Annotated in this window: 22 protein-coding genes and 1 pseudogene; 15 read left to right on the top strand and 8 right to left on the bottom strand. The window is 62.9% G+C overall.

Annotated elements, in window-relative coordinates; all coding sequences use genetic code 11:
• Window positions 1-45: 45 nt before the first annotated feature.
• Genes MB84_RS23725 through MB84_RS23700 form a run of 6 tightly spaced genes read right to left on the bottom strand, consistent with a single transcriptional unit; the run spans window position 46 to window position 4,769 of the window.
• Window positions 46-1,158, bottom strand: coding sequence for an aromatic ring-hydroxylating oxygenase subunit alpha (locus MB84_RS23725; RefSeq protein WP_245725443.1), 1,113 nt, complete (start codon window positions 1,156-1,158; stop codon window positions 46-48).
• Window positions 1,074-1,709 carry an acetyltransferase gene (locus MB84_RS23720; RefSeq protein WP_046290115.1) on the bottom strand — a complete coding sequence of 212 codons (636 nt, stop codon included), beginning with the start codon at window positions 1,707-1,709 and terminating at the stop codon, window positions 1,074-1,076. The genes MB84_RS23725 and MB84_RS23720 overlap by 85 nt, the downstream gene beginning before the upstream one ends.
• Window positions 1,709-2,470 (bottom strand): SDR family NAD(P)-dependent oxidoreductase, encoded by a 762-nt coding sequence (locus MB84_RS23715; RefSeq protein WP_211279390.1) that lies wholly within the window; start codon window positions 2,468-2,470, stop codon window positions 1,709-1,711. The genes MB84_RS23720 and MB84_RS23715 overlap by 1 nt, the downstream gene beginning before the upstream one ends.
• Entirely contained in the window at window positions 2,463-3,521 is a 1,059-nt protein-coding gene (locus MB84_RS23710) for a ketoacyl-ACP synthase III (protein ID WP_046290113.1), read from the bottom strand. The genes MB84_RS23715 and MB84_RS23710 overlap by 8 nt, the downstream gene beginning before the upstream one ends.
• Window positions 3,518-3,739, bottom strand: coding sequence for an acyl carrier protein (locus MB84_RS23705; RefSeq protein WP_046290112.1), 222 nt, complete (start codon window positions 3,737-3,739; stop codon window positions 3,518-3,520). The genes MB84_RS23710 and MB84_RS23705 overlap by 4 nt, the downstream gene beginning before the upstream one ends.
• Window positions 3,740-3,758: 19 nt before the next feature.
• A complete protein-coding gene (locus MB84_RS23700; protein WP_046290111.1) occupies window positions 3,759-4,769 on the bottom strand; it encodes a 3-oxoacyl-ACP synthase III family protein in 1,011 nt (336 codons plus the stop codon).
• 463 nt (window positions 4,770-5,232) lie between these two features.
• On the opposite strand from MB84_RS23700, the pseudogene MB84_RS23695 reads away from it, so the two are divergent.
• The 5 genes and pseudogenes from MB84_RS23695 to MB84_RS23675 all read left to right on the top strand — a co-directional run.
• A pseudogene (locus tag MB84_RS23695) lies at window positions 5,233-6,360 on the top strand (cytochrome c oxidase subunit II); the annotation flags it as partial.
• A 490-nt stretch (window positions 6,361-6,850) separates the two neighbouring features.
• Entirely contained in the window at window positions 6,851-8,707 is a 1,857-nt protein-coding gene (gene ctaD / locus MB84_RS23690; RefSeq protein WP_046290110.1) for a cytochrome c oxidase subunit I, read from the top strand.
• A complete protein-coding gene (locus tag MB84_RS23685) occupies window positions 8,704-9,348 on the top strand; it encodes a cytochrome c oxidase subunit 3 (RefSeq protein WP_084009951.1) in 645 nt (214 codons plus the stop codon). The genes ctaD and MB84_RS23685 overlap by 4 nt, the downstream gene beginning before the upstream one ends.
• Window positions 9,349-9,380: 32 nt before the next feature.
• Entirely contained in the window at window positions 9,381-10,082 is a 702-nt protein-coding gene (locus tag MB84_RS23680; RefSeq protein WP_046290109.1) for a heme-copper oxidase subunit III family protein, read from the top strand.
• A gap of 8 nt (window positions 10,083-10,090) precedes the next feature.
• Entirely contained in the window at window positions 10,091-10,432 is a 342-nt protein-coding gene (locus MB84_RS23675; RefSeq protein WP_046290108.1) for a cytochrome C oxidase subunit IV family protein, read from the top strand.
• Between the two features lie 51 nt (window positions 10,433-10,483).
• Here MB84_RS23675 and MB84_RS23670 read toward each other — a convergent pair whose 3' ends face one another.
• Window positions 10,484-11,416, bottom strand: coding sequence for a LysR family transcriptional regulator (locus tag MB84_RS23670; protein WP_046290107.1), 933 nt, complete (start codon window positions 11,414-11,416; stop codon window positions 10,484-10,486).
• A gap of 285 nt (window positions 11,417-11,701) precedes the next feature.
• On the opposite strand from MB84_RS23670, the gene MB84_RS23665 reads away from it, so the two are divergent.
• The 10 genes from MB84_RS23665 (at window position 11,702) to MB84_RS23620 (ending at window position 22,934) form a co-directional block, all read left to right on the top strand.
• Window positions 11,702-12,475, top strand: coding sequence for a putative hydro-lyase (locus MB84_RS23665; RefSeq protein ID WP_046293191.1), 774 nt, complete (start codon window positions 11,702-11,704; stop codon window positions 12,473-12,475).
• Between the two features lie 197 nt (window positions 12,476-12,672).
• The gene (locus MB84_RS23660) at window positions 12,673-13,992 is read left to right on the top strand and encodes an MFS transporter (RefSeq protein ID WP_046290106.1); all 1,320 of its coding nucleotides are present in this window, start codon (window positions 12,673-12,675) and stop codon (window positions 13,990-13,992) included.
• 109 nt (window positions 13,993-14,101) lie between these two features.
• The gene (locus MB84_RS23655) at window positions 14,102-17,776 is read left to right on the top strand and encodes a hydantoinase B/oxoprolinase family protein (RefSeq protein ID WP_046290105.1); all 3,675 of its coding nucleotides are present in this window, start codon (window positions 14,102-14,104) and stop codon (window positions 17,774-17,776) included.
• 226 nt (window positions 17,777-18,002) lie between these two features.
• On the top strand, window positions 18,003-18,425 hold the full coding sequence (locus MB84_RS23650; RefSeq protein WP_157122830.1) for a hypothetical protein: 423 nt from the start codon (window positions 18,003-18,005) through the stop codon (window positions 18,423-18,425).
• 10 nt (window positions 18,426-18,435) lie between these two features.
• A complete protein-coding gene (locus MB84_RS23645; RefSeq protein WP_046290103.1) occupies window positions 18,436-18,972 on the top strand; it encodes a hypothetical protein in 537 nt (178 codons plus the stop codon).
• A 62-nt stretch (window positions 18,973-19,034) separates the two neighbouring features.
• Window positions 19,035-19,661 (top strand): hypothetical protein, encoded by a 627-nt coding sequence (locus tag MB84_RS23640; protein WP_046290102.1) that lies wholly within the window; start codon window positions 19,035-19,037, stop codon window positions 19,659-19,661.
• Window positions 19,658-20,185, top strand: a complete 528-nt coding sequence (locus MB84_RS23635; RefSeq protein ID WP_084009950.1) for a CesD/SycD/LcrH family type III secretion system chaperone — start codon at window positions 19,658-19,660, stop codon at window positions 20,183-20,185. Before MB84_RS23640 ends, MB84_RS23635 begins: the two co-directional genes overlap by 4 nt.
• A 98-nt stretch (window positions 20,186-20,283) precedes the next feature.
• Entirely contained in the window at window positions 20,284-21,675 is a 1,392-nt protein-coding gene (gene sctE, locus MB84_RS23630) for a type III secretion system translocon subunit SseC family protein (RefSeq protein ID WP_169835038.1), read from the top strand.
• Window positions 21,676-21,751: 76 nt separating this feature from the next.
• Window positions 21,752-22,390 carry a hypothetical protein gene (locus MB84_RS23625; RefSeq protein WP_046290100.1) on the top strand — a complete coding sequence of 213 codons (639 nt, stop codon included), beginning with the start codon at window positions 21,752-21,754 and terminating at the stop codon, window positions 22,388-22,390.
• Window positions 22,391-22,487: 97 nt separating this feature from the next.
• Window positions 22,488-22,934 carry a hypothetical protein gene (locus MB84_RS23620; RefSeq protein WP_157122829.1) on the top strand — a complete coding sequence of 149 codons (447 nt, stop codon included), beginning with the start codon at window positions 22,488-22,490 and terminating at the stop codon, window positions 22,932-22,934.
• Here MB84_RS23620 and MB84_RS23615 read toward each other — a convergent pair.
• Window positions 22,898-24,352, bottom strand: a complete 1,455-nt coding sequence (locus MB84_RS23615; protein WP_046290099.1) for an SLC13 family permease — start codon at window positions 24,350-24,352, stop codon at window positions 22,898-22,900. The two genes, MB84_RS23620 and MB84_RS23615, sit on opposite strands and share 37 nt — an antisense overlap.
• Window positions 24,353-24,417: the final 65 nt, after the last annotated feature.

Genomic DNA, 24,417 nt, shown 5'->3' with positions numbered 1-24,417 from the left:
AAATTGGGTACGAGGTCATGAAGACCTCGTACAGCGCCAATCTTCTTATCGGCCCGAGATCGCGGCCAAACTCTCTCTGAAATGTCGCACTTTCGCTTCGTTATCGGCGAGGGTGAGATGCGTCTCGAGCGCGCGTGTCGGAATGCGTTTGCAAATCTGGTGATCTTCGTCGAATACCTTCCGATTGACCTGCGCTGTGGAATCAAAAAACGATTGCGCAGTCGCCAGCCGCTCGGGTATGACCGGTGCCGTCAACAAGCGACTGGTGAAATGCGTTCGCTCGGGATTGGTCGACGGGAAGAAGTTTTGCAGCGAGTACGAATAGCCGTACGTCGACGAGAGCATCGCGAACGGAAAGATGTACAGGCTCTGATACCCTTCGTAGCGATAATCGATGTTGAACAAGCGGTTCATGGCCCGTAATTGCTTGTCAACGCGACTATTCCCCACCGGCGCTCGCCAAATCGAATTGACGCCATGAAATTCATTCTCGCCGTCTTCAAGGCGTAACGTGCCGAGTGAATTCGGATGCACCATGTCGATGTGATATGGCTCCAGCGCATTCTCCAATGCGATGCGCCAGTTGCATTCGAATTCGTATTGATTGAAATCGTGTCGTCCCGCGATATTGAACGAAATTTCCTCAAGCACTTGTTCCGTTTCGCCCAGTTGTTCGCTGAGACTCATGATCGGTTCAACGCCGATGAACATGAAGTCCGCGCACCATTCAACGCGAAACTCGTTGAGTTTCGCCTTTGCGAGATCGCACGGGGCGAATCGCTGCGGTTGGGGTATATGGACCGTGCCGTGTTCGAAGCGCCAGCCATGATAGGCGCAATGCGCAGGGTGATTGCCATGTGCATCGACGAAAAAGCGGGTCCCTCGGTGCGGGCAGAGATTGTCAAACGCCACGATATTGCCGTGGTCGTTGAACAGGACAATCTCTCCATCAGCCCAGTTCAGCCGAAGGAAGTCATTGTCGGCCAGCAGTTCGGTACGGTGACCGATCAGATGCCAATACCGGCGAGACAAGCGTTGCTCTAACACGAATGGCTCCGCGAAAATTTTGTGGGTCACATCTTTTTGGACGGCGGCGCGTACAGCGTCATGCCGTCGGCCAGTCGGCGCATCGCAGTGGTGCCGGCACCGAGCGTGCAATCCGCACCGATGGTGACGCTGGGCATGACCCGCGCACCCGAGCCAACGAAAGTTCGGGTGCCAAGCGTCGAAAACCCCATGAGGTCGACGTGCGCGCTCAGCGTGCAGAAGTCGCCAACGCTCGCATCGTGTCCGATTGACGAACAAGCGTTGACCGTCACGAAGTGGCCGACTTGCGCATCTGCAGAAATCAAAGATTGTGGGCAGACGATCAGGCCTTCGCCCAGGCGGGCCGATTCGGCAATGACCGCGCTGGGGTGGACGATCGTGCCAAAACGGGTTTCCGGGTTGCGTTCGCGGAGCATGCCAACCAGCCGTTCGCGCACCTTCGGGGAGCCGATTGCCATGACGAGTTCGACGTCCGCTGGCGCCAGGTAATCGGCTGGCTTGCCCAGGTAGGCTACGCCGTAGTCATAACCGTTGAGGCAGTCGGGATTGTCGTCAAGCACTCCGACGACTTCTCCCTTCGTCGCGCCGGCGTTGATCTGCCGGATCCAGGAAATCAGTTCACGGCAAAAACCACCGCCGCCCACGATGACGTATTGCTTCATCAGCGCACCGTAAAGCCACCGTCCACAACCATCGTCGTGCCGGTGATCCAACGTGAAGCGGGGGAGAGAAGGAAGGTCACTGCGTTAGCGATATCTTCCGTCCTGCCGAAACCGAGCAGATGCTTTTCCTCGTAGGCTTGCATGGCAGCGGGCGGGAGGCTCGACGCCAGACGTCCGTGCATGGCAGTTTCAACCGCGCCACTGGCGACGCTGTTCACGCGAATTTTGCGGGGAGCGAGTTCGACAGCCAGCGAGCGCGAGAGACCATCGATTGCCGCTTTCGACGCCGAATAGGCTGTCATGCCGGCCTGGCCGCGCAAACCGGCCGCCGACGACATCAGGACCAGCGAGCCACCATCACGAATCACGTCCTTCATCGCCATTGCGCGAGCGATACCGAACGCCGTGTTCACGCTCGCGGCAAACAACTTGTCCAGACTCGATTGCTTGGTCATTTTGACCGGCAGGATCAGCTCTAGGCCAGCGGCATGAAAAATGCCGTCAACGCCACCTGCGGTGACGGCGGCTTCTTTCACCTGCTGTGCAGCCGAATCTGCATCCTCGAATGCTGTGATGATCGCGACGTGGTCGGCGTTCGTGCCGAGCGAACCCACGCTCTCCGAGGTGCGAGCTTCGTCGCGCCCCATCGCGAGGATTCTTGCGCCGCAAGCCGCTAACAGCTGTGCCGTCGCACGCCCAATGCCCGACGACGCTCCGGTGACTAGGAAGGTTTGACCAGACAGCGCCTTGGAATCAAAGATCATGGAACACCGTTTCGTTACATGCCAGAGGGCCCACACGCATGAGGGCGGAGCCCCACGAATATCCGACGCCGAAGCCGGCCATCAGGAGTTGCTTGGGTTCACGCAGTGCGTCGCGTAAGCGCGTGCTGAGCAATAGTGGGATCGACGCACAACTGGTATTGCCATACTCGCCGATATTGATCGGAAATTTTTCCGCTGGAATCTTCGACTTTCTCGCCAGATGCTTGAGCATGAACTCATTGGCCTGGTGATAAAGGAATCCATCGACATCGTCAGTCATTTGGCCAGCATATTGGAGCGTGTCGGCAACCAGCCCCGGTACGGACTTGAGCGTGAAGTTGAAAATCTCGCCGCCGTCCATATAAAGGCACGCGGGATCGCGGCCTTCCAGGCGGGGGTCTTCCGGCAGTGTCGTGCGGAATCCGCCTTGCGGAATAATCAGGTTCTTTGCACCGGCACCGTCGGTGCCAATCACGAACGTGCTGGTCGGCGCCTGTTCATCGAACTCGATGGCCGTCGCAGTGCCTGCGTCGCCGAAAAGCATTGCGGTGGCCCGATCGTCGGGCGACACCGTTCGGGTGATCGTGTCGCCTGCGAGCAAGAGGACACGGCGCGCACCGCCGGCAATCATCGTCGATGCCAGCCACAGCCCGTAGGTGTAGCCAGAACAGCCCAGATTGACGTCGAACGCTGCACAAGCCTTGTCGAGTCCCAGTTGGCCGTGAAGCGCGCAGGCCGTAGCGGGAAGACGGTAATCAGGTGTCTGGGAAACGAAAACCAGGGCGTCGATCGTGTCGAGCTCCCATGCCAGGCTCGACAGCAATCGACGTGCCGCGTACAAACAGAGGTCCGCCGCGGTGGTCTTGTCATCAACCCAGTAGCGGCGCTGGACCCCAATCATCTTGACGACATCGCGCACAGCGTCGGCGCCGAAGCGCGCTTCGAACCCCTTGTTGTCGATTTCATTGCGCGGCAGCACAGACACGACACCGCGAATGGCGATGTTGTCGATGCGACTTGCGCGACCGAACGTCAAGCGACTGTTCATGCTTTGGCCTTCTCGATCAAAGCCTCGATGTCCGAAACCTTTTCGCACTTGCCGAGGGCCGAGCCATCGAGGGTCACGTTGAAGATTTCATCGACGATGGCAATGGTCGAGACGATTGCAAGCGAGTCCCAGTTGTGCTCTGCCAGCGCCATGTCCGGGCCGACGGTTGCCGGGTCGATTTCCAGTACTTCTGCGAGTTCGGCGTAAAAATTTTCCACTTGTTGCTCTCCCTGTAAATCAATAATCAATAATCGTGCCGGCCCAAGAGAGCCCTACGCCGAAACCGACGACCATGACCCGGCGCGGGCGATCCGCGGGCTGCGGCAGCGAGGTCAGTGCAATCGGGATCGTCGATGATACGGTATTGCCGCAATGGCTCATGTGCACGACAAATTTGTCTTCCGGAATCTGGCACTTCTTGCGCAGAGTCTCCAGGATGAAGGTGTTCGCCTGATGAAAAACGACATGATCGATGTCGTCAATCGTCAACTCGGCCTTTTCGAGCAATCGGCGTACGGCGTCCGGTACGGCACGCAGCGTAAAGGCCATAACGGCCCCGCCATCCATAAAGAGATTGTCGTCGGTGCGCGTATTGCCCGATTCGTCGCTGTACTCCGTGGCACTTGCCTCGGTGCGTTCCGAGCGCGCGCCGCCGGTCTTGACGATGAGATCCTTTGCGCCTTTGCCGTTAGTGCCGAAAATGAAAGGGCCAATAGCGCTGGCGTCGCCACGGTCGGCTTCGACAAGCGTTGCTGCCGCGCCATCGCCGAAAATCGTACGGACGCTTTTATCTTTTGGATGGATGAGCTTAGTGTACGTATCGGCAGTCAGCAACAGAACCCGTCGCGCGCTGCCCGTCTCAATCAAACCTTTTGCCAGCGACAGTCCGTAGACGAAGCCTGAGCATCCCAAATTGAAGTCCAGTGCACCGACATCCTGCCGCAACCCGAGACGCTCCTGAAGTACACACGCGGTTGTCGGCAATATGAAATCTGGCGATTGCGTGCAGAGCAGCAAAAAGTCGATCGACTCCCGATCGATATGATGCGATTCGAAGAGCTTTTCGGCCGCCAGGGCTGCGAGGTCCGAGGCCGTCTCTCCCGGTGCAGAAATGCGGCGTTCGGCAATGCCAGTTTTTGCGAGGATCTTGTCAGCCGTCCACTCGGGAAACACCGCCGCCAAATCCTCGTTACTTACGATATCGGCAGGGAAATGGGTGGCAATGGCGGCAACTTTAGCTTTCGTCATCTCTTCGTGGTCAGTCGGACGTTGATATCCGCCTTAGCTGCAAATTTGCGTAAACTAAAAACGGCCGAAAAGCGGCCAAAATGCTCAGAATACGGTTCGAAAGACTGCGGCACCGGTTTTTGGACGCTGCGCAGTATGCCGCAAAAAATTGCATACATAGCGACAAAATTGCACGTCGATTGGCCAATGCCACTAAACGATGCATTGTGCATGAATGTTTCCGGATTCGCTCGTACCGACCTCAAGCGAGGATCGAACAAGCGGAAAAACGAAACAGTCCTTGTTCGATGTCAATACAGAATGTGACAGCCTTTGGTCATGAAGATTCCGGCTGCCCAAAACGCTGGATATTTTGCCGCTATTATAAACGACTGCTTAATGCCCTGACGGTGCGGATCAGCTTGGAAACCTTGACACGGTCGCCACGCGAGCTAGTCTTCTAGGCAGACCTGTCAACGAGACCATGGCCCTGCCCATCCTCCTGATCGTCGTAGTCGCTGCCGCGCTCGCCTTTCATTTCTGGAGTCCGTGGTGGCAGACCCCGCTGGCGTCGAACTGGCACCAGATGGACGACACGCTCACCCTTACGCTGGTGATCACCGGCGTAGCCTTCGTCGTCATCAATCTTTTCGTTGCCTGGGCGATTTTTCGCTACCGTCATCGCGACGGGCACCGTGCGGCGTATCAACCTCATCACCGGCGTCTCGAATTCTGGCTGATCGCCATTACGACGGTCGGCATCGTCGCCATGCTCGCGCCGGGACTGTTCGTCTACGCGAAGCTGATCGACGCGCCCAAGGACGCCCATGTCGTCGAAGTCGTCGGCCAGCAATGGCAGTGGCGCTTCCGTCTGCCGGGACCGGACGGACGGCTCGGCACGTCGGACGCAAGCTACGTCACCGCCGACAATCCGCTGGGCCTGAACCCCAAGGATCCGGCGAATCAGGACAATCGCATCGTCGACGCCCCCGAACTGCACCTGCTCGTCGGCCAGCCCGTGAAATTGCTGCTGCGCGCCAAAGACGTGCTTCACGACTTCTACGTCCCACCGTTTCGCACGCGCATGAACATGGTGCCGGGCATGGTGACGCAGATGTGGCTCACACCGACCCGCACCGGCCGCTTCGACATCCTCTGCGCCCAGCTATGCGGGGTGGGGCACGCCAACATGCGCGGCGTGGTCGTCGTGGACGACAAGCCCGCCTATGACGCCTGGGTGGCCAAACTCCCCACCTTTGCTGCACTGCAAACGCAACACGCCGGGGCGGGCGCGCTCGATCCGCTCGCCGCGAAGGGCAAGTTGCTGGCGCAGGCCAAAGGATGCGCCGGTTGCCATTCGGTGGATGGTTCGGCAGGCGTCGGGCCGACCTGGCACGGGCTTTACGGAAAGACCGAGACGTTTCAGGATGGCAGTTCCGCACACGTCGACGACGCCTACCTCACCGAATTCATCCGCAACCCGACGGCGCGCGTGCCCAAGGGCTTCGCCCCGATCATGCCTAAACTGGAACTCAGCGACGACGATCTGAAGGCGCTCATCGCCTACATCCGCACGCTGGGCGCCAAACCGGCAGCGCAGCCCGGGGCGCCCGCGCCGACACCACCGTCCGCTCAGTCCGCTTCATCCGACACACCTCATTCGTCCGCCATGCTCAAACCTGTCCGACATCTCGCCATTGCGCTCACTGCCGTGACCCTGGCGGCCACCGCCGCCCCTGCACAGTCGTCGCCCCAGACTGAAGCGCCCGCGATGCAACTCGCGCAGAACACGCTTCAGTCGCCGCGCCCGCCGGTGCAATACGGACCACTGACGCCATCCGCGCCGGGCAATCAGGCGAATCAGGGAACACAGCCGCCGTCCCAGCCTGCGCGCCGCCAGGGGGGCACGCCGGGCCTGCCGTTACAGAACGATCCGAACACGTACGCCCCGCCGCTGGCAATCCCGCCGCGACAATCCACCGGTCCGCAACCGCCGGGACCGGCGCAACCGAGTGTGCCGATGATCAGACCGGCGCCGTAGCCCGACGCGCGTCGCACACAGACGCGCGCGGACCGCACCGGCAACACAGGGAGACAACGTCATGACTGGCAATGCCGAGAATGCCGACGGTTCTGCCCATGCCGGCGCCCATCGTGGATACGGTGGGCATGACGGCGGCCCGCAGAGTTTCTGGACGAAGTACGTCTGGAGTCAGGACCACAAGGTGATCGCGGTGCAGTACGCGTGCACGGCCATTGCCGTCGGACTGGTCGGGCTGGTGCTGTCCAATCTCATGCGCCTGCAACTGGGCTTCCCCGGCAAGTTCTCCTTCATCGACGCCAGTCACTACTACGAGTACGTCACCATGCACGGCATGATCATGGTGATCTATCTGCTCACTGCGCTCTTTCTCGGCGGCTTCGGCAACTACCTGATTCCGCTGATGGTCGGCGCGCGCGACATGGTCTTCCCGTTCCTGAACATGCTCAGTTACTGGGTATATCTGCTGGCCGTTATCGTGTTGATGGTGAGCTTCTTCGTGCCCGGTGGCCCGACCGGTGCGGGCTGGACGCTCTATCCGCCACAGGCGATCCTGCCCGGCACACCAGGCACCGAGTGGGGCATCGTGCTCATGCTCGTCTCGCTGCTGATCTTCATCGTGGCGGCGACGATGGGCGGCCTGAACTACGTCACTACCGCATTACAGGCGCGCACCGAAGGCATGACGTTGCTGCGCATGCCGCTTACCGTGTGGGGCATCGTGATGGCGACGGTGCTGGCGCTGCTCGCCTTCCCGGCGCTGTTCGTCTCCGGCGTGATGATGCTGCTCGACAAAACGCTGCACACGAGCTTCTTCATGCCTGCCGTGGTGTCGATGGGACAGCCGCTCGACTATCGCGGCGGCAGCCCGCTGCTGTTTCAGCATCTCTTCTGGTTCTTCGGGCACCCCGAGGTCTACATCGTCGCATTGCCTGCGTTCGGCATCGTGTCCGATCTCATCAGCGTTCACGCGCGCAAGAACATCTTCGGCTATCGCATGATGGTCTGGGCAATTCTCGCCATCGGCGTGCTGTCGTTCGTCGTGTGGGCGCACCACATGTTCATCAGCGGCATGAATCCGTACTTCGGATTTCTGTTTGCGACGACCACGCTCATCATCGCGATTCCGACCGCGATCAAGGTCTACAACTGGGTGCTCACCCTCTGGCGTGGCGACATCCATCTGACGGTGCCGATGCTGTTCGCCATCGGCTTCATCAGCACGTTCGTGATCGGCGGACTGACGGGGCTTTTCCTCGGCAATGTGAGCGTGGACATGCCGCTGTCGAACACCTATTTCGTCGTCGCGCACTTTCATATGGTGATGGGCGTGGCACCGCTGCTGGTGGTCTTCGGCGGCATCTACCACTGGTATCCGCTGGTCACCGGCAGACGGCTGGACGACCGCCTCGGTCAGTGGCACTTCTGGATCACGTTCCTCGGCACCTACGCGATCTTCTTCCCAATGCATTACCTCGGCATTCTCGGCATGCCGCGACGCTACTACGAGTTTCAGAACTACAGCTTCATCCCCGAGTCCGCGCACACGATGAACACCTACATCTCGGTGGCCGCGTTCGTCGTGGCGCTCGGGCAGTTGCTGTTCCTCTTCAACCTCGCGTGGAGTGTGCGACACGGCAAACCGGCCGGTCTGAATCCGTGGCGTGCGGCGTCGCTCGAATGGCAGACACCGCACGCACCGCCCGGGCATGGCAACTGGGGCGCGGTGTTGCCGACGACGTATCGCTGGCCCTATGAGTACAGCGTGCCGGGCGACATCGACGACTTCGTGCCGCAGAATCTCGCCCCCGATCCGCGACGTCCCGCCACGCTGGTGGATGGTGACTCGGCGGCGCTGCATGGCGGCGGTAGCAAAGCACCGCCTTCGCCCGATTCCCCGAAAGGAGCGACACCATGAGGCCCGTTCCGTCGTGGCCGCCGATGCCACCCGATGGCATTCCTGGCGGCGTTCCCGTGATGCTGCCGCGTCGACGTACGGCGTCTCAGGTGGCGCTCTGGTGGCTCATGGGCGTGATCGGCATGTTGTTCGCGCTGATGCTCGTGGCGTACGTCATGCGCATGAGCCTCGGCGACTGGCGCGCGTTGCCGCCCGTCAATGCGCTGTGGGTCAACACGGGCATGCTGGCGGCGGCGTGCATCGTGATGCAGTCGGCCGCGTCGCAGGCAAAGCGAGGTGAACTACGACGCTCGCGACGCGACTGGACACTCGCAGGTGCGCTGGCACTGGCGTTCATTGCCGGACAACTCTGGGTCTGGCGCGATCTCGCGCTGCGTCGCTACGGCGTCTCGGGCAACCCGGCCAACAGCTTCTTCTTCCTGCTCACAGGCCTGCACGCGCTGCATCTGCTCGGCGGCGTGGTGGCGTGGGCGCTGCTGATTCCACGTCGCGTGACGCACGCCACGCGGGCCAGACGTCTCTCGCTCACCGCGCAGTACTGGCACTTCCTGTTCGTATTGTGGGTGGTGCTGTTCGCGGCCATCGTCAATCTCACGCCGGAGATCGCGCAGCGCCTGTGCGGCACCGGCGTTGCGCCGTAAGCCCATGCTTCGGCCCGGCCAGGAGACGCCTCGTGAATACGCCATCGCCCACCCCATCCTCCGCTGTGCCCGCGATCACGCCGCCTGACGGCTGGCGCGGTGTCGTCACCGACTGGTCCGGCGACCGCGCGACATTCCGCGTGCCGTGGGGCAAGGCGATGATGTGGATCTTCCTGCTCTCGGACACGTTCGTGTTCAGCAGCTTCCTGATCGGCTACATGACGGTGCGCATGTCGACGACGGCGACGTGGCCGAATCCGGCGGAGATCTTCGCGCTCAATGTGGGCGGTCACCCGGTGCCGCTGCTGCTCATTGCGATCATGACGTTCGTGCTCATCACGAGTAGCGGCACGATGGCGATGGCGGTGAATTACGCGTACCGGCGCGACCGTGACAAGACCGCGGCGTGCATTCTCGCGACGGCGTATTTCGGCATCGCGTTCGTCGGCATGCAAGCGTTCGAATGGACGAACCTGATCGTGCACGAAGGCATTCGACCGTGGGGCAATTCGATGGGGGCGGCGCAGTTCGGCGCCTGCTTCTTCATGATCACCGGGTTTCACGGGCTGCATGTCAGCGCGGGAGTGATCTATTTGCTGATCGTCATGCGCAAGGTGCTCAACGGCACGCTGGAGCGACGCGGTAATTACGAACTGGTGGAGATCGCGGGCCTGTACTGGCACTTCGTCGATCTCGTGTGGGTGTTCATCTTTGCGCTGTTCTATCTCTGGTAGGAGGCACGATGGAATCCTCTGCGACAGCGACGCACAGTGCCGGTCACACCGGACAACAACACGCGGTCGGCCTCTACCTGAAAGTGTGGGGGCTGCTGTTCGTGCTCTCGACGTTCTCGTATCTCGTCGACTACGCGAATCTGCAAGGCTATCTGCGATGGGGGCTGATTCTCGCGCTGATGATCGCCAAAGCGGGCCTCATCGTCGCAGTGTTCATGCACATGCGATGGGAGCGGCTCGCGCTCGTCTACGCCATTCTGATTCCACCGTTGGCGCTACTCGTGCTGATGTCCCTGATGGCGTCGGAAGCGGACTTTACGTTCGTCACGCGGCTGGCGCACTTTCACTGAGTTGCTGGGCGATTCCTAAACAACGTCGGCAAAGTCAGCAAGATCAGCGCCTCACAGCAATTCCACCAGCCGCCGGTCGCTCTTCTGACAGTACTCCGCACACGCGGCGCGCGCGGCAGTTCCCGCGCCATGCACGAACAGCGGTGCATCGGCACGGCGCGACATCGACACCACGATGGACGGCGGCGCTGGCTGCAAGGGCAACTCGACGACTTCGCCGTTGGCGATCAACGCGTCGACGAACAGGCGCGGAATCGCGGCGACGCCGAATCCGTCACGTACCAACTGCACGATCACGGCAATCGACGGCGAGCCGGTAATGCGCGTCTCGGAGAGCGGCACGCCGTGCGCACCGGCCAGCTTGGCCACGATGTCTTCAAGCGCGCGGTGCGGCGCAGTCCCGCGTCCGTAGGTCAGGATCGGGTGCTGCAGCACCTGCTTCGCAAGCCCGCTGCGCGTGTTCGGAAACATGCCCTTGCGCGCAATCCAGTGCACCGGATAGTTGGCGAGCGCGTTGCACACTACGCTGCTGTCGTCGCTGCCTTCCACGCGAATGATGAGGTCGAGTTCGTCGGCCATGAGACGCCGTTGCAGCTGCACGGAGACGTCGACCGTCAGCTCGACTTCGAGCGTCGGATAGTCGGCGGCGAGCCGTCGCAGATAGTTCGGCAGCCAGCTGTGCACGACCGTCTCGATGACCCCCAGACGCAGCCGTCCGCGCAACGTGCTTTCTCCCGATGCGGCCGCTTGCAGACGACGCGCCGCCTCCACCACCGCCTTCGCATAGCCAAGCAGGTATTCCCCGTTCGGCGTGAGTCGAAACTCGCGGCTGTCACGGTCGACAAGCTCGGTCTTCAGTTCCTCTTCCAGCACTTTGAGTCGCTGCGAGATGGCCGCCGGCGTCGCATGCAGCGCGGTGGCCGTCGCGCGAAAGTTGCGCAGCTTGGCGAGCGTGACGAAAGTTTCGAGAAAGCGCGTGTTCATGAGGCTCAGTGAGCGTCGTGGGGCAGGGAAGTCGCCCAAAGTCTGCGACGCATGGTGTGCGCTGTGGTGAACGGTGCAGTGAAAATAAATGCAACGAACCTCGGGAAAACCCCTGAGGTTGTTAAGAAATTCTATACATGGAGGCGAACAAAAACTCGTTAGCGGCAACTTTTTTTTCTTCCTATGCTTCTGCCATCCGATGCCGCATTGGCGTCTCCCACTCAAGCCGGATCTGCCATGAACCACCGAGCCACCCCGCACGACTTCACTTCGCAACGCGACACCATCACGCCTTACGAATTTCGTCAGGCCGTGCGTTCGGCACAGTTCCGTGGGCCGACCGCCGGATACTGCGGCGACTACGCGCAGGCGAATCTCGCTATCGTGCCGGTAGCGCATGCGCACGACTTCCTGCGCTTCTGCCAGAGCAATCCGAAGGCATGCCCCCTGCTGGGCGTTGGCGAGCCGGGGCAGTGGCACGTGCCCTCGCTTGGGCGCGAAGTGGATATCCGCACCGATGTGCCGGGCTACAACGTCTACCGCGACGGCAAGCTCGACGCCCAGGTCGATAACCTCGCGGAGTTCTGGCAGAGCGACTTCGTGGTGTTCGCCATCGGTTGCTCGTTCTCGTTCGAGGACATGCTGGCCAAGGCAGGCATTGCGCTGCGCCACGTGGAAGAGGGACGCAATGTGCCGATGTACCGCACCAACATCGCGAATCAGCGCGCCGGTAAGTTCGGTGGCGAACTGGTCGTGTCGATGCGGCCGATGAAGGGCGCCGACGCCATTCGCGCCGTGCAGATCACGAGCCGTTTTCCCGGCGTGCACGGCGCACCGATCCATATCGGCGATCCGTCGGCGCTGGGCATTGCCGACTTGTCGAAACCGGATTTCGGCGACGCCGTGACCATTCGCGACGGTGAGCTGCCCGTGTACTGGGCCTGTGGCGTCACGCCGCAGACCGCGCTCATGGGCGCGAAGCTGCCGCTGGCCATCGGGCATCGCCCGGGCTACATGCTGATGACGGACATCACGAACGCGTCGCTGGCCGTCTTCTGATCTCGTTCAGGACCTGCAAGACCCGCATTACCCGCACCACTCGCACCACCCAGCACCACCGAATCAGCAGAAGAACCGCGCCATAAAGGGCTGCGGCGGGAGAGGTATTGCCCGCCGGTGACGACTTACGCCTGTCGGATGAGCGCGGCCCGAGTGCATCACACGGCAAGTCAGGACATCACCGGAGCCTTTTTCTCATGGAAAGCAAAACCCCTCTCGCGCCCCCCGTCGGGACAGATTCCTCCACCGAAGCCGGCGGAAGCCTGTTCGGCTGGTACGGCGACGCCACACCGCGCGAAAAGCGCGCGTTCTGGAGCTGCAAGGTCGGCTACATGCTCGACGGCATGGACACCCAGATGCTGAGCTTCGTCATCCCGACGCTGATCGCCACGTGGGGCATCAGCCTCGCCGACGCGGGCTTCATCGGCACGCTCACGCTGCTCGCCTCGGCCCTTGGCGGCTGGGTCGCAGGCGTTCTCTCGGATCGCATCGGCCGCGTACGCACGCTACAACTCACCGTGCTGTGGTTCGCCGTGTTCACCGGGCTGTGCGGACTCGCGCAGAACTACCATCAACTGCTCGCCGCGCGTGCGCTCATGGGCTTCGGCTTCGGTGGCGAATGGACGGCGGGCGCCGTGCTCATCGGTGAAGTCATCCGCGCCCGCGATCGCGGCAAAGCCGTTGGCCTCGTGCAATCGGGCTGGGCCATTGGCTGGGGACTGACGGCTATCCTCTACTCGGTGCTCTTCTCGTTGATGCCGGGCGAGCTGGCGTGGCGTGCGCTGTTCCTGATCGGGCTGCTGCCTGCACTGCTCGTGCTGTTCATCCGTCGCTATGTGCAGGAGCCGGAGGTGTACGAGAAGGAGAAGGCCAAGCAGGAAAAGTCGGAAGACGCGCCCGGTCTGACCGCCATCTTCAGCCCGGCGCTGCTCTCCACGACGATCCGCGCCGCATTGCTGACGACCGGCGCACAAGGCGGCTACTACGCCATCACGACCTGGCTGCCGACGTTCCTGAAGACGGAGCGCCACCTCACCGTGATGGGCACCGGCGGCTATCTCGCGATGATCATCTTCGGTTCGTGGGTCGGCTATCTCGCGAGCTCGTATCTGACGGATCGTCTGGGCCGTAAGCCGAACTTCATTCTGTTCGCTGTGGGCTCGATGGTGATCGCGTTCTCGTACACCTCGCTGCCGCTGACCGACAGCGCGATGTTCTGGCTCGGCTTCCCGCTCGGTTTCTTCGCGTCGGGCATCTTCAGCGGCATGGGCGCGTTCCTGACCGAGTTGTTCCCCACGCGGGTTCGCGGCTCCGGACAAGGCTTCTGCTACAACGTCGGCCGTGCCGTCGGCGCACTGTTCCCGTTCCTGATCGGCATGCTCTCGAAGGAATACGGTCTGGGCACGACCATCGGCATCTTCGCCGGTGTGGCCTACGGCGTGCTGATCATCGCAGCCCTCACGCTGCCTGAGACACGCGGTCGCGAACTCGAATCGCTCGAAACCACCTCGCACTAATCGACTGACGGAGGGCGGGTGGTGCACGCTGCGCCGCCCGCCCTCGCCACGCGCTTGCCTCTCGCTGGCTCTCCCCCGATTGACACCCCTCTGTTTTGCGAATGACATCATGACGAACGCTCTCACGCCTTCTGCCCAAAACCGCGCGCCTGCGCATCAGACCGCATCGCGCTGGCAGTTCTGGATCGACCGTGGCGGCACCTTTACCGACATCGTGGCGCGTCGCCCGGACGGCACGCTCGTCACACGCAAGTTGCTCTCGGAGAACCCCGAGCAGTACCGCGACGCCGCCGTCGCGGGCATCCGTCACCTGCTGGGGCTGAGCGCTGGCGAGCCGATCACGCCCGATCTCGTGGATATGGTGAAGATGGGCACGACAGTGGCAACCAACGCCTTGCTCGAACGCAAGGGCGAACCGCTGGCGCTCGTGACCACGCACGGCTTTCGCGACGCGCTGCGCATCGCGTATCAGAATCGTCCGCGACTGTTCGATCTCGACATCGCGCTGCCTGAAGCGCTGTACGCCGACGTCGTGGAAATCGACGAGCGTGTCGGTGCGCACGGCGATGTCGTTCGCGAGCTGGATGTCGTCGCTGCGCGTAGCGCGCTCGAAGCGCTGTACGCGAAGGGCATTCGCGCAATCGCCATCGTGCTGATGCATGGCTATCGCTATCAGACACACGAGAAGACGCTCGCCGCGATGGCGCGCGACATCGGCTTCACACAAGTGTCCGTCTCACATGAAGTTTCGCCGCTGATGAAGCTGGTCTCGCGCGGCGATACCACCGTGGTGGACGCGTATCTGTCGCCGATCCTGCGGCGTTACGTCGAGCAGGTGGCGAAGGAAATGCCGGGTGTGAATCTGCAATTCATGCAGAGCAGCGGTGGCCTCACGCGCGCCGACAACTTCCAGGGCAAGGACGCGATTCTCTCCGGTCCGGCTGGCGGCATCGTCGGCATGGTGCGTGCGTCGAGCGCTGCGGGCTTTGAGCGGGTGATCGGTTTCGACATGGGCGGCACGTCGACGGACGTCTCCCACTACAACGGCGAGTTCGAGCGCGTGTTCGAGACGCAGGTCGCCGGGGTGCGCATGCGCGCACCGATGATGAGCATTCACACGGTGGCGGCGGGGGGCGGCTCGGTGTTGTCGTTCGACGGCACGCGTCTGCGCGTAGGCCCGGAGTCGGCGGGTGCGAACCCCGGTCCGGCCGCATATCGTCGCGGTGGCCCGCTCGCGGTCACGGACTGCAACGTCATGCTCGGCAAGATCCAGCCCGCGCACTTCCCGAAGGTCTTCGGTCCGCACGCCAACGAACCGCTCGATCGCGACGTCGTGGTCGCGAAGTTCACGGCACTGGCCGACGAGATCGAGAAGGCGACGGGACGCCGTCAGACCCCCGAAGCGCTCGCCGAGGGTTTCCTCGACATCGCCATCGGCGCGATGGCCAACGCCATCAAGAAAATCTCCGTGCAGCGCGGCCACGACGTGAGTCGCTATGTGCTGACGACGTTCGGCGGCGCGGGCGGTCAGCATGCGTGCGGCGTGGCCGATGCGCTCGGTATGACCAAGGTCTTCGCCCATCCGCTCGCGGGCGTGCTGTCGGCCTACGGCATGGGTCTGGCCGATCAGACGGCGATGCGCGAACGCATGATCGAAGCGCCGCTGGCCGACGACGGTCTTGTGGCCCTCGAAGACGCCCTCGGTGCGCTGGCCGACGACGCCGTGAACGCACTCCTGTCGCAGGGCGTACCGCCATCGCGTATCGAGACGGTGCGTCGCGTGCACGTGCGTTATGCGGGCACGGACTCGGCCATCGCCGTGCCGTTCGGCAGCGTGGCGCAAATGCGCGACGCGTTCGAAGCCGCGTACCGTCAGCGCTACTCGTTCCTGATGGACGGGGCGGCGCTGATCGTCGAAGTGGCCTCGGTCGAGGCCATCGGACTGTCGGACGCGCCGGTCGACATCGCACCGCTCGAAGCACGCACGTCCGGCGCGCCGCAAGCCATCGATCGGGTGAAGCTGTACGCCGCCGGTACGTGGCACGATGCGGCGCTGTTCGAGCGCGACACCTTGCTCGCGGGCGACACCCTCGACGGTCCCGCCATCGTTGCGGAGAAGAGCGGCACGACGGTCGTCGAGCCGGGCTGGCAGGCCCAGATGACGGGGCAGGGCAATCTCGTGCTCACGCGCGTGGTGCCCCGCGAGACGCAGCGCGGGCTGGGCACGCAAGCGGATCCCGTGCGCCTCGAAATCTTCAACAACCTCTTCATGTCGATTGCCGAGCAGATGGGGCTGCGTCTGCAAAACACTGCGTACTCGGTCAACATCAAGGAGCGTCTGGACTTCTCCTGCGCGCTGTTCGACCGTGACGGCAACCTCATCGCCAACGCACCGCACATGCCGGTGCATCTGGGATCGATGGGCGAGAGCATCAAGACGGTGATCGAGCGCAATCGCGGACGGATGCGCGAGGGCGACGTCTTCATGCTCAACGACCCGTATCACGGAGGTACGCATCTGCCGGACGTCACGGTGATCACGCCGGTGTTCGTGAAAGATGACGACGGTGCATCCGGTGCGCGTGCGGCGGAGCCGCTGTTCTACGTCGGCTCGCGCGGCCATCACGCGGATATCGGCGGGATCACGCCGGGTTCGATGCCGCCGGATTCGACGCACGTCGAAGAGGAGGGGGTCCTGATCGACAACTGGCAGCTCGTGGCCGCAGGCGAACTGCGCGACCGTGAGACACGCGAGCTGCTCGGCGGGGCTCGCTACTCGGCGCGCAACGTCGACCAGAACATGGCCGATCTGCGCGCGCAGGTCGCGGCGAACCAGAAGGGCGTGGACGAACTGCGTCGCATGGTGAACGACTTCGGGCGCGACGTCGTGCTCGCGTACATGGGGCACGTGCAGGACAACGCCGAAGCGGCGGTGCGTCGCGTGATCGGGGCGCTGGGCGACGGGCACTACCGTTATCCGCTCGACAACGGTGCGGTCATCGACGTGACGATTCGTGTCGATCGGGCGTCGCGAAGCGCCACCATCGATTTCACCGGCACGTCGGCGCAGTTGCCGAACAACTTCAACGCGCCGCGTGCGGTGTGCATGGCGGCGGTGCTGTATGTCTTCCGCACGCTTGTGGACGACGACATCCCGCTCAACGCGGGCTGTCTGAAACCGCTTACGGTGATCGTGCCGCAGGGGTCGATGCTCAACCCCGTGTATCCGGCGGCGGTGGTGTCGGGCAACGTGGAGACGTCGTCGGCGATCACCAACGCGCTTTACGGCGCACTCGGCAGCGTGGCCTCAAGTCAGGGCACGATGAACAACTTCACCTTCGGCAACGAGACCTACCAGTACTACGAAACCATCTCGGGCGGCAGCGGGGCGGGCAATGGCTTCAACGGTTCGGATGCTGTGCAGACGCACATGACGAACTCCCGTCTGACCGATCCGGAAGTGCTGGAGTGGCGCTATCCGGTGCGTCTTGAGAGCCATCGCATTCGCGTGGGGTCGGGCGGCAGCGGACGCTGGCAAGGCGGTAACGGCGCGGTGCGACGCATTCGCTTCCTCACACCGATGACCGCGTCGATTCTGTCCAACAATCGTGTGCACGCACCGTTCGGGGCGCAAGGCGGCGGGACCGGCGCGTTGGGTGCCAACTACGTTGAGCGCGTAGACGGATCGCGCGAGGAATTGGCACACATCGGACGCACGCAGATGCAGCCGGGCGACATCTTTGTCGTGGAGACGCCGGGAGGCGGCGGCTTCGGGAAGATGTGAAGCCGAAGGCTCGATCTAATGTCGTATGGCCGGAATGCCCCGCCGGATAAGGGGCCGCGCATCGTGCAACGCGATGCGCGTAACCGCTTCGTCACTGGGAAATGACTGAAGTGAGACCGGTTCCCGGAAGAGATGGCGGGCTTTGCAAAGGCGCACCATGAGGCTCTCCGTACGATGCCGATGTCGTAAATGACAACGGCTACGAAACGTACGGAGGTGCCCTGAAATGTCCCAGATGTCCGCAACACCCCAAGAGCCGAACGCTCAGAACGCCACCGAGGCAGCGTCCTCTTCCCCACCCCCCGGCACGCATGACCCTGACGCGCTGCTCGCACAGTACGAGCGGGCGTGTGGCGAGATCCAGATGGCCGGTCGCAAGCTGGCGCGTCAGACGCTCGACTATCAGACGGTACTCGACGAGATCGAGCGGATGGAAAAGGCAGGTACACCGCAGGCGGCGGACAAGCTCGCCCGGCTCGACGCCCTGCTCGACAGCGAAGCGTTTCAGCGGGAAGCGCGCGAGATCGAACGCATGGCTGTCGCTCTGGCCGGTGTGATCGAACGGCTGAATGCCGAGGTGCCTGCGACGGATGACGAAGCAGCGCGAGCCCCGGCGCGTGGTCGCGCGATGCATCGGACCTGCGCGTGACGGGGGCGACATGATCTACCGAACCCTCGAAACTAACGACGCGCCGCGATTGGGCGGCGTGTTTGTGCAGGGTGCGCGTTCCGCGTCGCAAAGCCGCGCAGGCGACAACCCGTTGTTGAGCGCGATGCAACGCGCAAGCGAGCAGATGGACGGCTTGCGGGCGAGCGTCGACGAATGGCTAGGCAATGCGCGCGCCCGTTCGGCGAACGCTCGCGATGCGCGCGGCTGGCTGACGTCGATTGACGAGATGCAGCGGCGCTTGCGCGCCAGTGAGACCACGGTGTCGCTGCCGGACGGATTGCGCGACTTCGCGGTGCGCCACTCGCTGATGTCGACATCGCAGGCGTCGGGCGCGCTCGGCGCCGCTGCCCTGGACAGCCTCAGCGCCGGTGTGCAGTCGATGGCGTCGGGCGCGAGCGAGTCGGCCACCGTCGAGCAGATCGAACTCAAGCAGTTTCTGTCGCGCTACGAGAACGCGCTGACGTTGAGCAACGCGGTCACCGCCAAGTTGCGCGACATCATGAGCAAGATCACCGCCAGCCTCTGACGACCGTCTTTCACTTGACGTCTCATCTCTGCCCCCTTCATATCGAATTCAGGAACGACCCCATGACTTCCATCCAATCGAACGCCTATCGCTACGCCGCGTCGGCCTCGCAGCAGGTCTCGCCGGACGTCACGCTGACGTCCGCGCGCACCGTCGACATTCATTCGCTCCTGCTTGCGCACGCCGCCATGCTCATGCAAGCCAGCGGCGGCGACGCCAAGCGAAAGATCGACTCGATGCGTGCGCGTCAGGCGCACGGCCGCGAAGCGCGCGATGTGGCGAACCAGATCGAAACGCTCATCAACAAGCTCGGCACCAGCACGACGGCGACGACCAAAGTCGGCGACGGTATCCGCGAATTCTTCGACAAGCACGACCTCAGGATCACCATCGACGACAGCGGCGCGAAGAAGACGCTGAAGGACTGGGAGTCGCGCAGCAAGAAGGTCGGCGAGGACGGTTATGCGGGACCGTCGGGGTCGTTGGGCGACTACCGCGCGGACCATCTGCGTGCGCTCAAGGCGGCGGCCGACAGCCGGGGTGAAGAGGCGACCGACAGCCGCACCATCGAGAACATCGAAATCAACAAGTTCCTTCAGGAATACAACGGCGTCTCGACGCTCGCCAACACGATCATCAGTTCGCGCGGGCAGCAGCTCAATCAGATCAACGGTTCGATGCGCTCGTGAATTCATCTTCATCGACATCCTCGTCGCTGGCGAGTGAGGCGCACGACGCGTCAGCCGCCGACACGGCGGCGATCTTCTCGCGCTTCTTCGAGCGAGGTGGCGCGCTGCGCATGCTGGCGGATCTCGACGAAAGCGATCTGGCATGCGTTCGTGCGTATGCGCTCCAACGCTTCAAGGAGGGCGAGATCGCGGCCGCGCAGCGCGTCTACTTCATGCTCGCCACGCTCGACCCATGGTCGTTCGACGACTGGTTCGGTCTTGGGCTGTGCTACCAGCGGCTCGGTCAGCATGACGACGCGCTGCCGTGCTTCGCCAAGGCCGGTGTGATTCGCGCGGCGGACCCTCGCCCCTCGTATCTGGCGGGCATGAGTTACGAGAGCGTGGGTAATGCGCCTTTTGCAACGAAGGCGTACCGCGCGACGCTACGGCTCTGCGGCGAGAGCACGCAACATCGCAAGCTCGCACATTCGGCGCGCGCCCGGTGCGACGCCCTGTCAACTTCTTCATGGAAAGGAAACCTATGACTGTGATTGGCGCAATCGGCGCGGCATACCGTCCGTCATCCCTGGGTGATGTTCATGAACCCACGAGGCAGCGGCTGCACTCGTGCGCACCGCAGACCGTGCGAAACGACAAGCGGTCGGACGATTGGCTCGCGTCGGAAGACTTTCTTCCCGACGACGTCGACACAGGGGCGTGGCAAGAGGCGGAAAGTGCGTTCGCCCGCTTGCTGCAGCGCCTGTATTCGCTGGGCGGTGCGATGGCGGCGGACGGTATGAATCCCCCGTCGTCGTTCGGCGTGACCGATCTTGCGAGTCTCGAAAAACTCGATCCGTCCACGCTCGTGATGGTCGCGTCGATGATCTCGATGCAGGCGATGGGCGACACGGCGAAGTCGACGCAGAAGGCATTGGAACTGCTCGCTGAGCGTCAGGACAAGCTGCGGCAGGAAGACCTGCAAAAATTCCGCGAGCAGATGGACGCCGCTACGAAAGACGCCGACAAGGCGCGCAAGGGAGGCATCTTCGGGGTGATCTTCGACTGGATCGTGGCGGCCGTCGATGTCGTTGTCGGCGCCGTCAAGGTCGTGACCGGTGTGCTGACGATGAACCCGCTGATGATTGCGGGTGGCATCGCGGACGTTGGCGCGGGCGTCGCCGGCATCGGTGCTGCGGTCTACAAGACGATGGCGCTCGTCGATCCGAAGAATGCCGAGAAGTACGAGGCGGAAGCCACGAAGTGGGGCTACGCGCAGATGGCGTTTCAGGCGCTTGGGATGGTTGTCGGCTTCGGTACGTCGGTGCGCGGATTCATGGTTTCGCGCTCGGTGACGAAGGCCGCTACGCGCGTGATGAAGGGCGGGGCGGGCGAAGCGCTCACGAAGGCCGTGAAGGCCGGTGACGACGCTGCGATCGGCGCGATCAAACAGCGCGTGGTCTCGGAGGTCTCGTATCAGGTCGGTACGGAAGTCGGCAAACGCGTCGGCAAGTCGCTCGCGCAGAACGGCACGCGCACCGCGCGCAATCTCGCCAAACGCGGCTTCAACCGCATGGCCGAGCAATTCACGCAGCAGATGGTCGAGCGCATGGTGTCCCGGTCGTTCGACAGCGTGGTGAAGTCGACGGGCAAGCAAGTCGCCAAGGGCGCACGCGTGACGGCGGCCGATGTCACGAAGTCGTTTAGTCGGCAGATCGGGGCCCAGGGACGTCGTGCCATTGTGCGCGGCATGTGGTCGCTCTCGGGCGTGATACGCGGTGGCGTGGTCGGTGCGCGGGAGATCACGGCGGGCGCGATCGGCATCCAGCGCGCGAAGCTTCAGCGCCAGGCGCGCGATATGGGCACGGAAATGATGTGGTTGCAGTTTCTGATGGAACTCAACGGCGACGACAAGAAGCGTGTCGCCAAGCGCATGGAGACGTTGTCGGCGCAGCAGGGCGAGATCGCCGCGTCTGCCAGCGACGCCGTGACGAAGACGGGCGCTGTGCGCATTCGCATCGCCGCCTCGATGGCGTGAGCGGCGTGCGCGTTATCGATATTCGACGCGGCTTTGGCCGCGTCTTCCGAAAATGGACATGCAAAGGGAAACGCAAATGACGGGCATTGCAACGACGAAGCCGTGGCAAACCACGGCGCAGAGTGAGCGCGGGGCGTGGGTGTCGGATAGGCAGATGCCGGATCGCGGCGGACGTGCCGTCGACGGACTGGTGACGCTCATGCAACTGGTAAAGCTGATGATGGAAATTCGCGTGGGCGAGCGCAACACCGATCAGTCGTACCGCACGCGGCACGACGTGATGCTGTTCGCAAGGGGTGTGGCGGCGCGCGACGAGAAATACCGGGCCAACAAGAAGCACTACGACGCGGCGATGACCTCCGCCGGCGGATCGCTCTTCACGGGCGTCATGTCGCTCGGCGGCAGTGTGATCGGCGCACGCTACGGCATGCGCGACAAGATGGAGATCGGTCAGATGTTCGGGGGTGTGGTGAGCGGCGTCGGGCAGTTCGGCAAACCGGCGTTCGAGTTCGCGGCCGCCGATCTGTCGAACCGGGGGCGTGACAACGAGGTGGTCGGCGAATTCGCGACCGGCCTGACCGACGAGACGCGCAAGAGCAACGATCGTTTGCGTCAGCGTATCGATGCGGCGAGCGCTGAATTGCGCGACGTCACGCGTCAGTTGTACGGCCTGGCGGGGCAACATCTCACCAAACTTTACGAAGCCATCCGCTAACGCATCCAGTGACCCATCCATGACAGTCTGCGAGCGCGCCGTTGCGGCATTTTTCAGAACTCACCGTTTCACGGCGCGCGCGGAAGTCTGCGAACGCATGCACATCACCCTGGGGCAACGCGTCGAGAACGGCGAGTTGTCGCTTTGTCATCGTCTGGACAAAGTCGCTGCGGGCTACGTGCTGACCATCGTCGATTTCCGGCTCGATGCCGACGCGCGCTCGAGCGATCAGGCGGTGAGGCGATTCTGTCAGTTGATCCGCACGTTGTTGCGAACGGTGCCGCATCTGAGCTACGTGCGCGGAATGATTCTGCCCGGCGTGAGCGACGCGCATCTGCGCGACATGCGGCTTCGGCTGGGTGTGATTCTGGAGCGGGAGGGCGCGTTCTGGCGCGACGAAGACGGCGATCGCTGGCTGGTGTTCTGCCGCGATCATCAGGGGCTTCCGACGCGTCACATGGCGGCTCGCAACGCGTCCTCTTCTTCTTCCTCCTCGTCTCCGGCGGCTTACGGCAACATGCCGAGCACACGCCACCACACGTAATCCAACGGGAAGAGCAGCACCAGTGAGATGACTGTCATCACGACGGTCAGCCGTGTGCCGTCTCGCATGCCCACGCCGCCGAGGTGCATCGCGATCATCATCGGCGGGCTTTGATACGGCAACAACACGGTGGAGAACACCGGCACCTGAAGCATCAGGACGGTGTAGAGCGGCAGCCCGCTCGCCGTGGAGAGCTGGCCCGCGAGCGGTGTGAGTACGGCGGGCAGGCCGGGCAGGGTCGCCACAAGCCCGATGGCCGCGCCGATGGCGATGAGCCACGCCGCATTGGTGACTGGCGTGCCGGGCACCATGCCCACGGCATCCAGACACAATCGCGCAACTTTCTCTCCCAGTCCGCTATCCGCAACGACGGCGCCCACGCCGAGGAACCCCGCGACGTAGATGAGCGGCGTGATCTGCATCTGGTCGGTGAAGGTCTTCGGCGTCACGATATGAATCGCGGGCAACAGACAAATGATCGCGGCGGCCACGGAGATCCACGCGGGCGAGATGCTGTGCCATGCGTCCGTCGCAAAGCCTGCCAGCGCGAGTGCCAGCAGAATGGACAGATGGCGCGCGTCGGCGGTGAGTGGTGGCGCGGTGGTGGTGGACGTGTTCGTCAGCGGACCGTCGTCCGGGAACAGACGACAGACGACCCATACGAGAATGACTGCCTTGAGGGCGCCGAGCACGGGGAAGTGGAGCAGCAGGTACGGCGCGTAGTGCAGCTTCACGCCATAGAAGGAGTCGGCTGCGCCCATCAGCACGCTGTTCGGAATGTTCGCAGGGAGGATCGTGGTCGGCGGCATGTAGCTCGCGGCGGCGACCATCATCACGAGACCGGTGCGTCCGCGTCGTCCTTCAGTGAGACCGATGCGATCCGCGAGCGCGAGCACGATGGGGATGAGCAGCAGAATGCGCCCGGTGGTCGAGGGCATCACGAAAGCGAGACCGACGGCGGCCACCATGACGGACGCGACATAGCGCGGGTATGTCGGACGCTTGAGCGCGAACACCGTGGACGCGAGCCGTGAACCGAGCCCGGTCGTGCGCACGGCAAGCCCGGTGACTGCGCCGCCGAAGACGAGCCACCATGCGGCGGAGTGGAAACCGGCAAAGATGACTTCCGGCTTCGCGACATGTAGGAGCGTTGCGAGCAGGAAGAAGGTCAGCGTAGTGACGGGTTCGGGGAACAGACCGAACGCCCACGCGCCGATGGTAAAGAGCACGAGGACTGCCGCTTGCGCTGCCGTGGGCGATAGCCCGAGCGTGGTGCTTCCATGACTTGCAGCCCATAGCGCCAGCGCGAGAAGCACGAAGGCGGCGTAACCGCCGAGCGCCCGCAACCGGGCGCGCAATCGTTCGCGACGCAAGAGATTCGAGGCGTGCAATGTCTCCGACGAAACCGTTTCGTTCATGGCGCTTGTCGTTTTGATGATGGGCCAGAACAGCGATCTTACATGGTTCGGTCTTTGGAATGGTG

This window comes from Pandoraea oxalativorans (assembly GCF_000972785.3).
Taxonomy (GTDB): domain Bacteria; phylum Pseudomonadota; class Gammaproteobacteria; order Burkholderiales; family Burkholderiaceae; genus Pandoraea; species Pandoraea oxalativorans.
The sequence above is the reverse complement of the archived record's forward strand: the minus strand, read 5'-3'. Positions and strand labels throughout refer to the sequence as shown.

Bases quoted from the DNA above. Each gene is read 5' to 3' on its own strand.
- MB84_RS23720 (WP_046290115.1), bottom strand. From the start codon at position 1,709: ATGAAGCAATACGTCATCGTGGGCGGCGGTGGTTTTTGCCGTGAACTG.
- MB84_RS23710 (WP_046290113.1), bottom strand. From the start codon at position 3,521: ATGAACAGTCGCTTGACGTTCGGTCGCGCAAGTCGCATCGACAACATC.
- MB84_RS23700 (WP_046290111.1), bottom strand. From the start codon at position 4,769: ATGACGAAAGCTAAAGTTGCCGCCATTGCCACCCATTTCCCTGCCGAT.
- ctaD (WP_046290110.1), top strand. From the start codon at position 6,851: ATGACTGGCAATGCCGAGAATGCCGACGGTTCTGCCCATGCCGGCGCC.
- MB84_RS23685 (WP_084009951.1), top strand. From the start codon at position 8,704: ATGAGGCCCGTTCCGTCGTGGCCGCCGATGCCACCCGATGGCATTCCT.
- MB84_RS23675 (WP_046290108.1), top strand. From the start codon at position 10,091: ATGGAATCCTCTGCGACAGCGACGCACAGTGCCGGTCACACCGGACAA.
- MB84_RS23670 (WP_046290107.1), bottom strand. From the start codon at position 11,416: ATGAACACGCGCTTTCTCGAAACTTTCGTCACGCTCGCCAAGCTGCGC.
- MB84_RS23660 (WP_046290106.1), top strand. From the start codon at position 12,673: ATGGAAAGCAAAACCCCTCTCGCGCCCCCCGTCGGGACAGATTCCTCC.
- MB84_RS23655 (WP_046290105.1), top strand. From the start codon at position 14,102: ATGACGAACGCTCTCACGCCTTCTGCCCAAAACCGCGCGCCTGCGCAT.
- MB84_RS23650 (WP_157122830.1), top strand. From the start codon at position 18,003: ATGTCCCAGATGTCCGCAACACCCCAAGAGCCGAACGCTCAGAACGCC.
- MB84_RS23645 (WP_046290103.1), top strand. From the start codon at position 18,436: ATGATCTACCGAACCCTCGAAACTAACGACGCGCCGCGATTGGGCGGC.
- MB84_RS23640 (WP_046290102.1), top strand. From the start codon at position 19,035: ATGACTTCCATCCAATCGAACGCCTATCGCTACGCCGCGTCGGCCTCG.
- MB84_RS23625 (WP_046290100.1), top strand. From the start codon at position 21,752: ATGACGGGCATTGCAACGACGAAGCCGTGGCAAACCACGGCGCAGAGT.
- MB84_RS23620 (WP_157122829.1), top strand. From the start codon at position 22,488: ATGCACATCACCCTGGGGCAACGCGTCGAGAACGGCGAGTTGTCGCTT.
- MB84_RS23615 (WP_046290099.1), bottom strand. From the start codon at position 24,352: ATGAACGAAACGGTTTCGTCGGAGACATTGCACGCCTCGAATCTCTTG.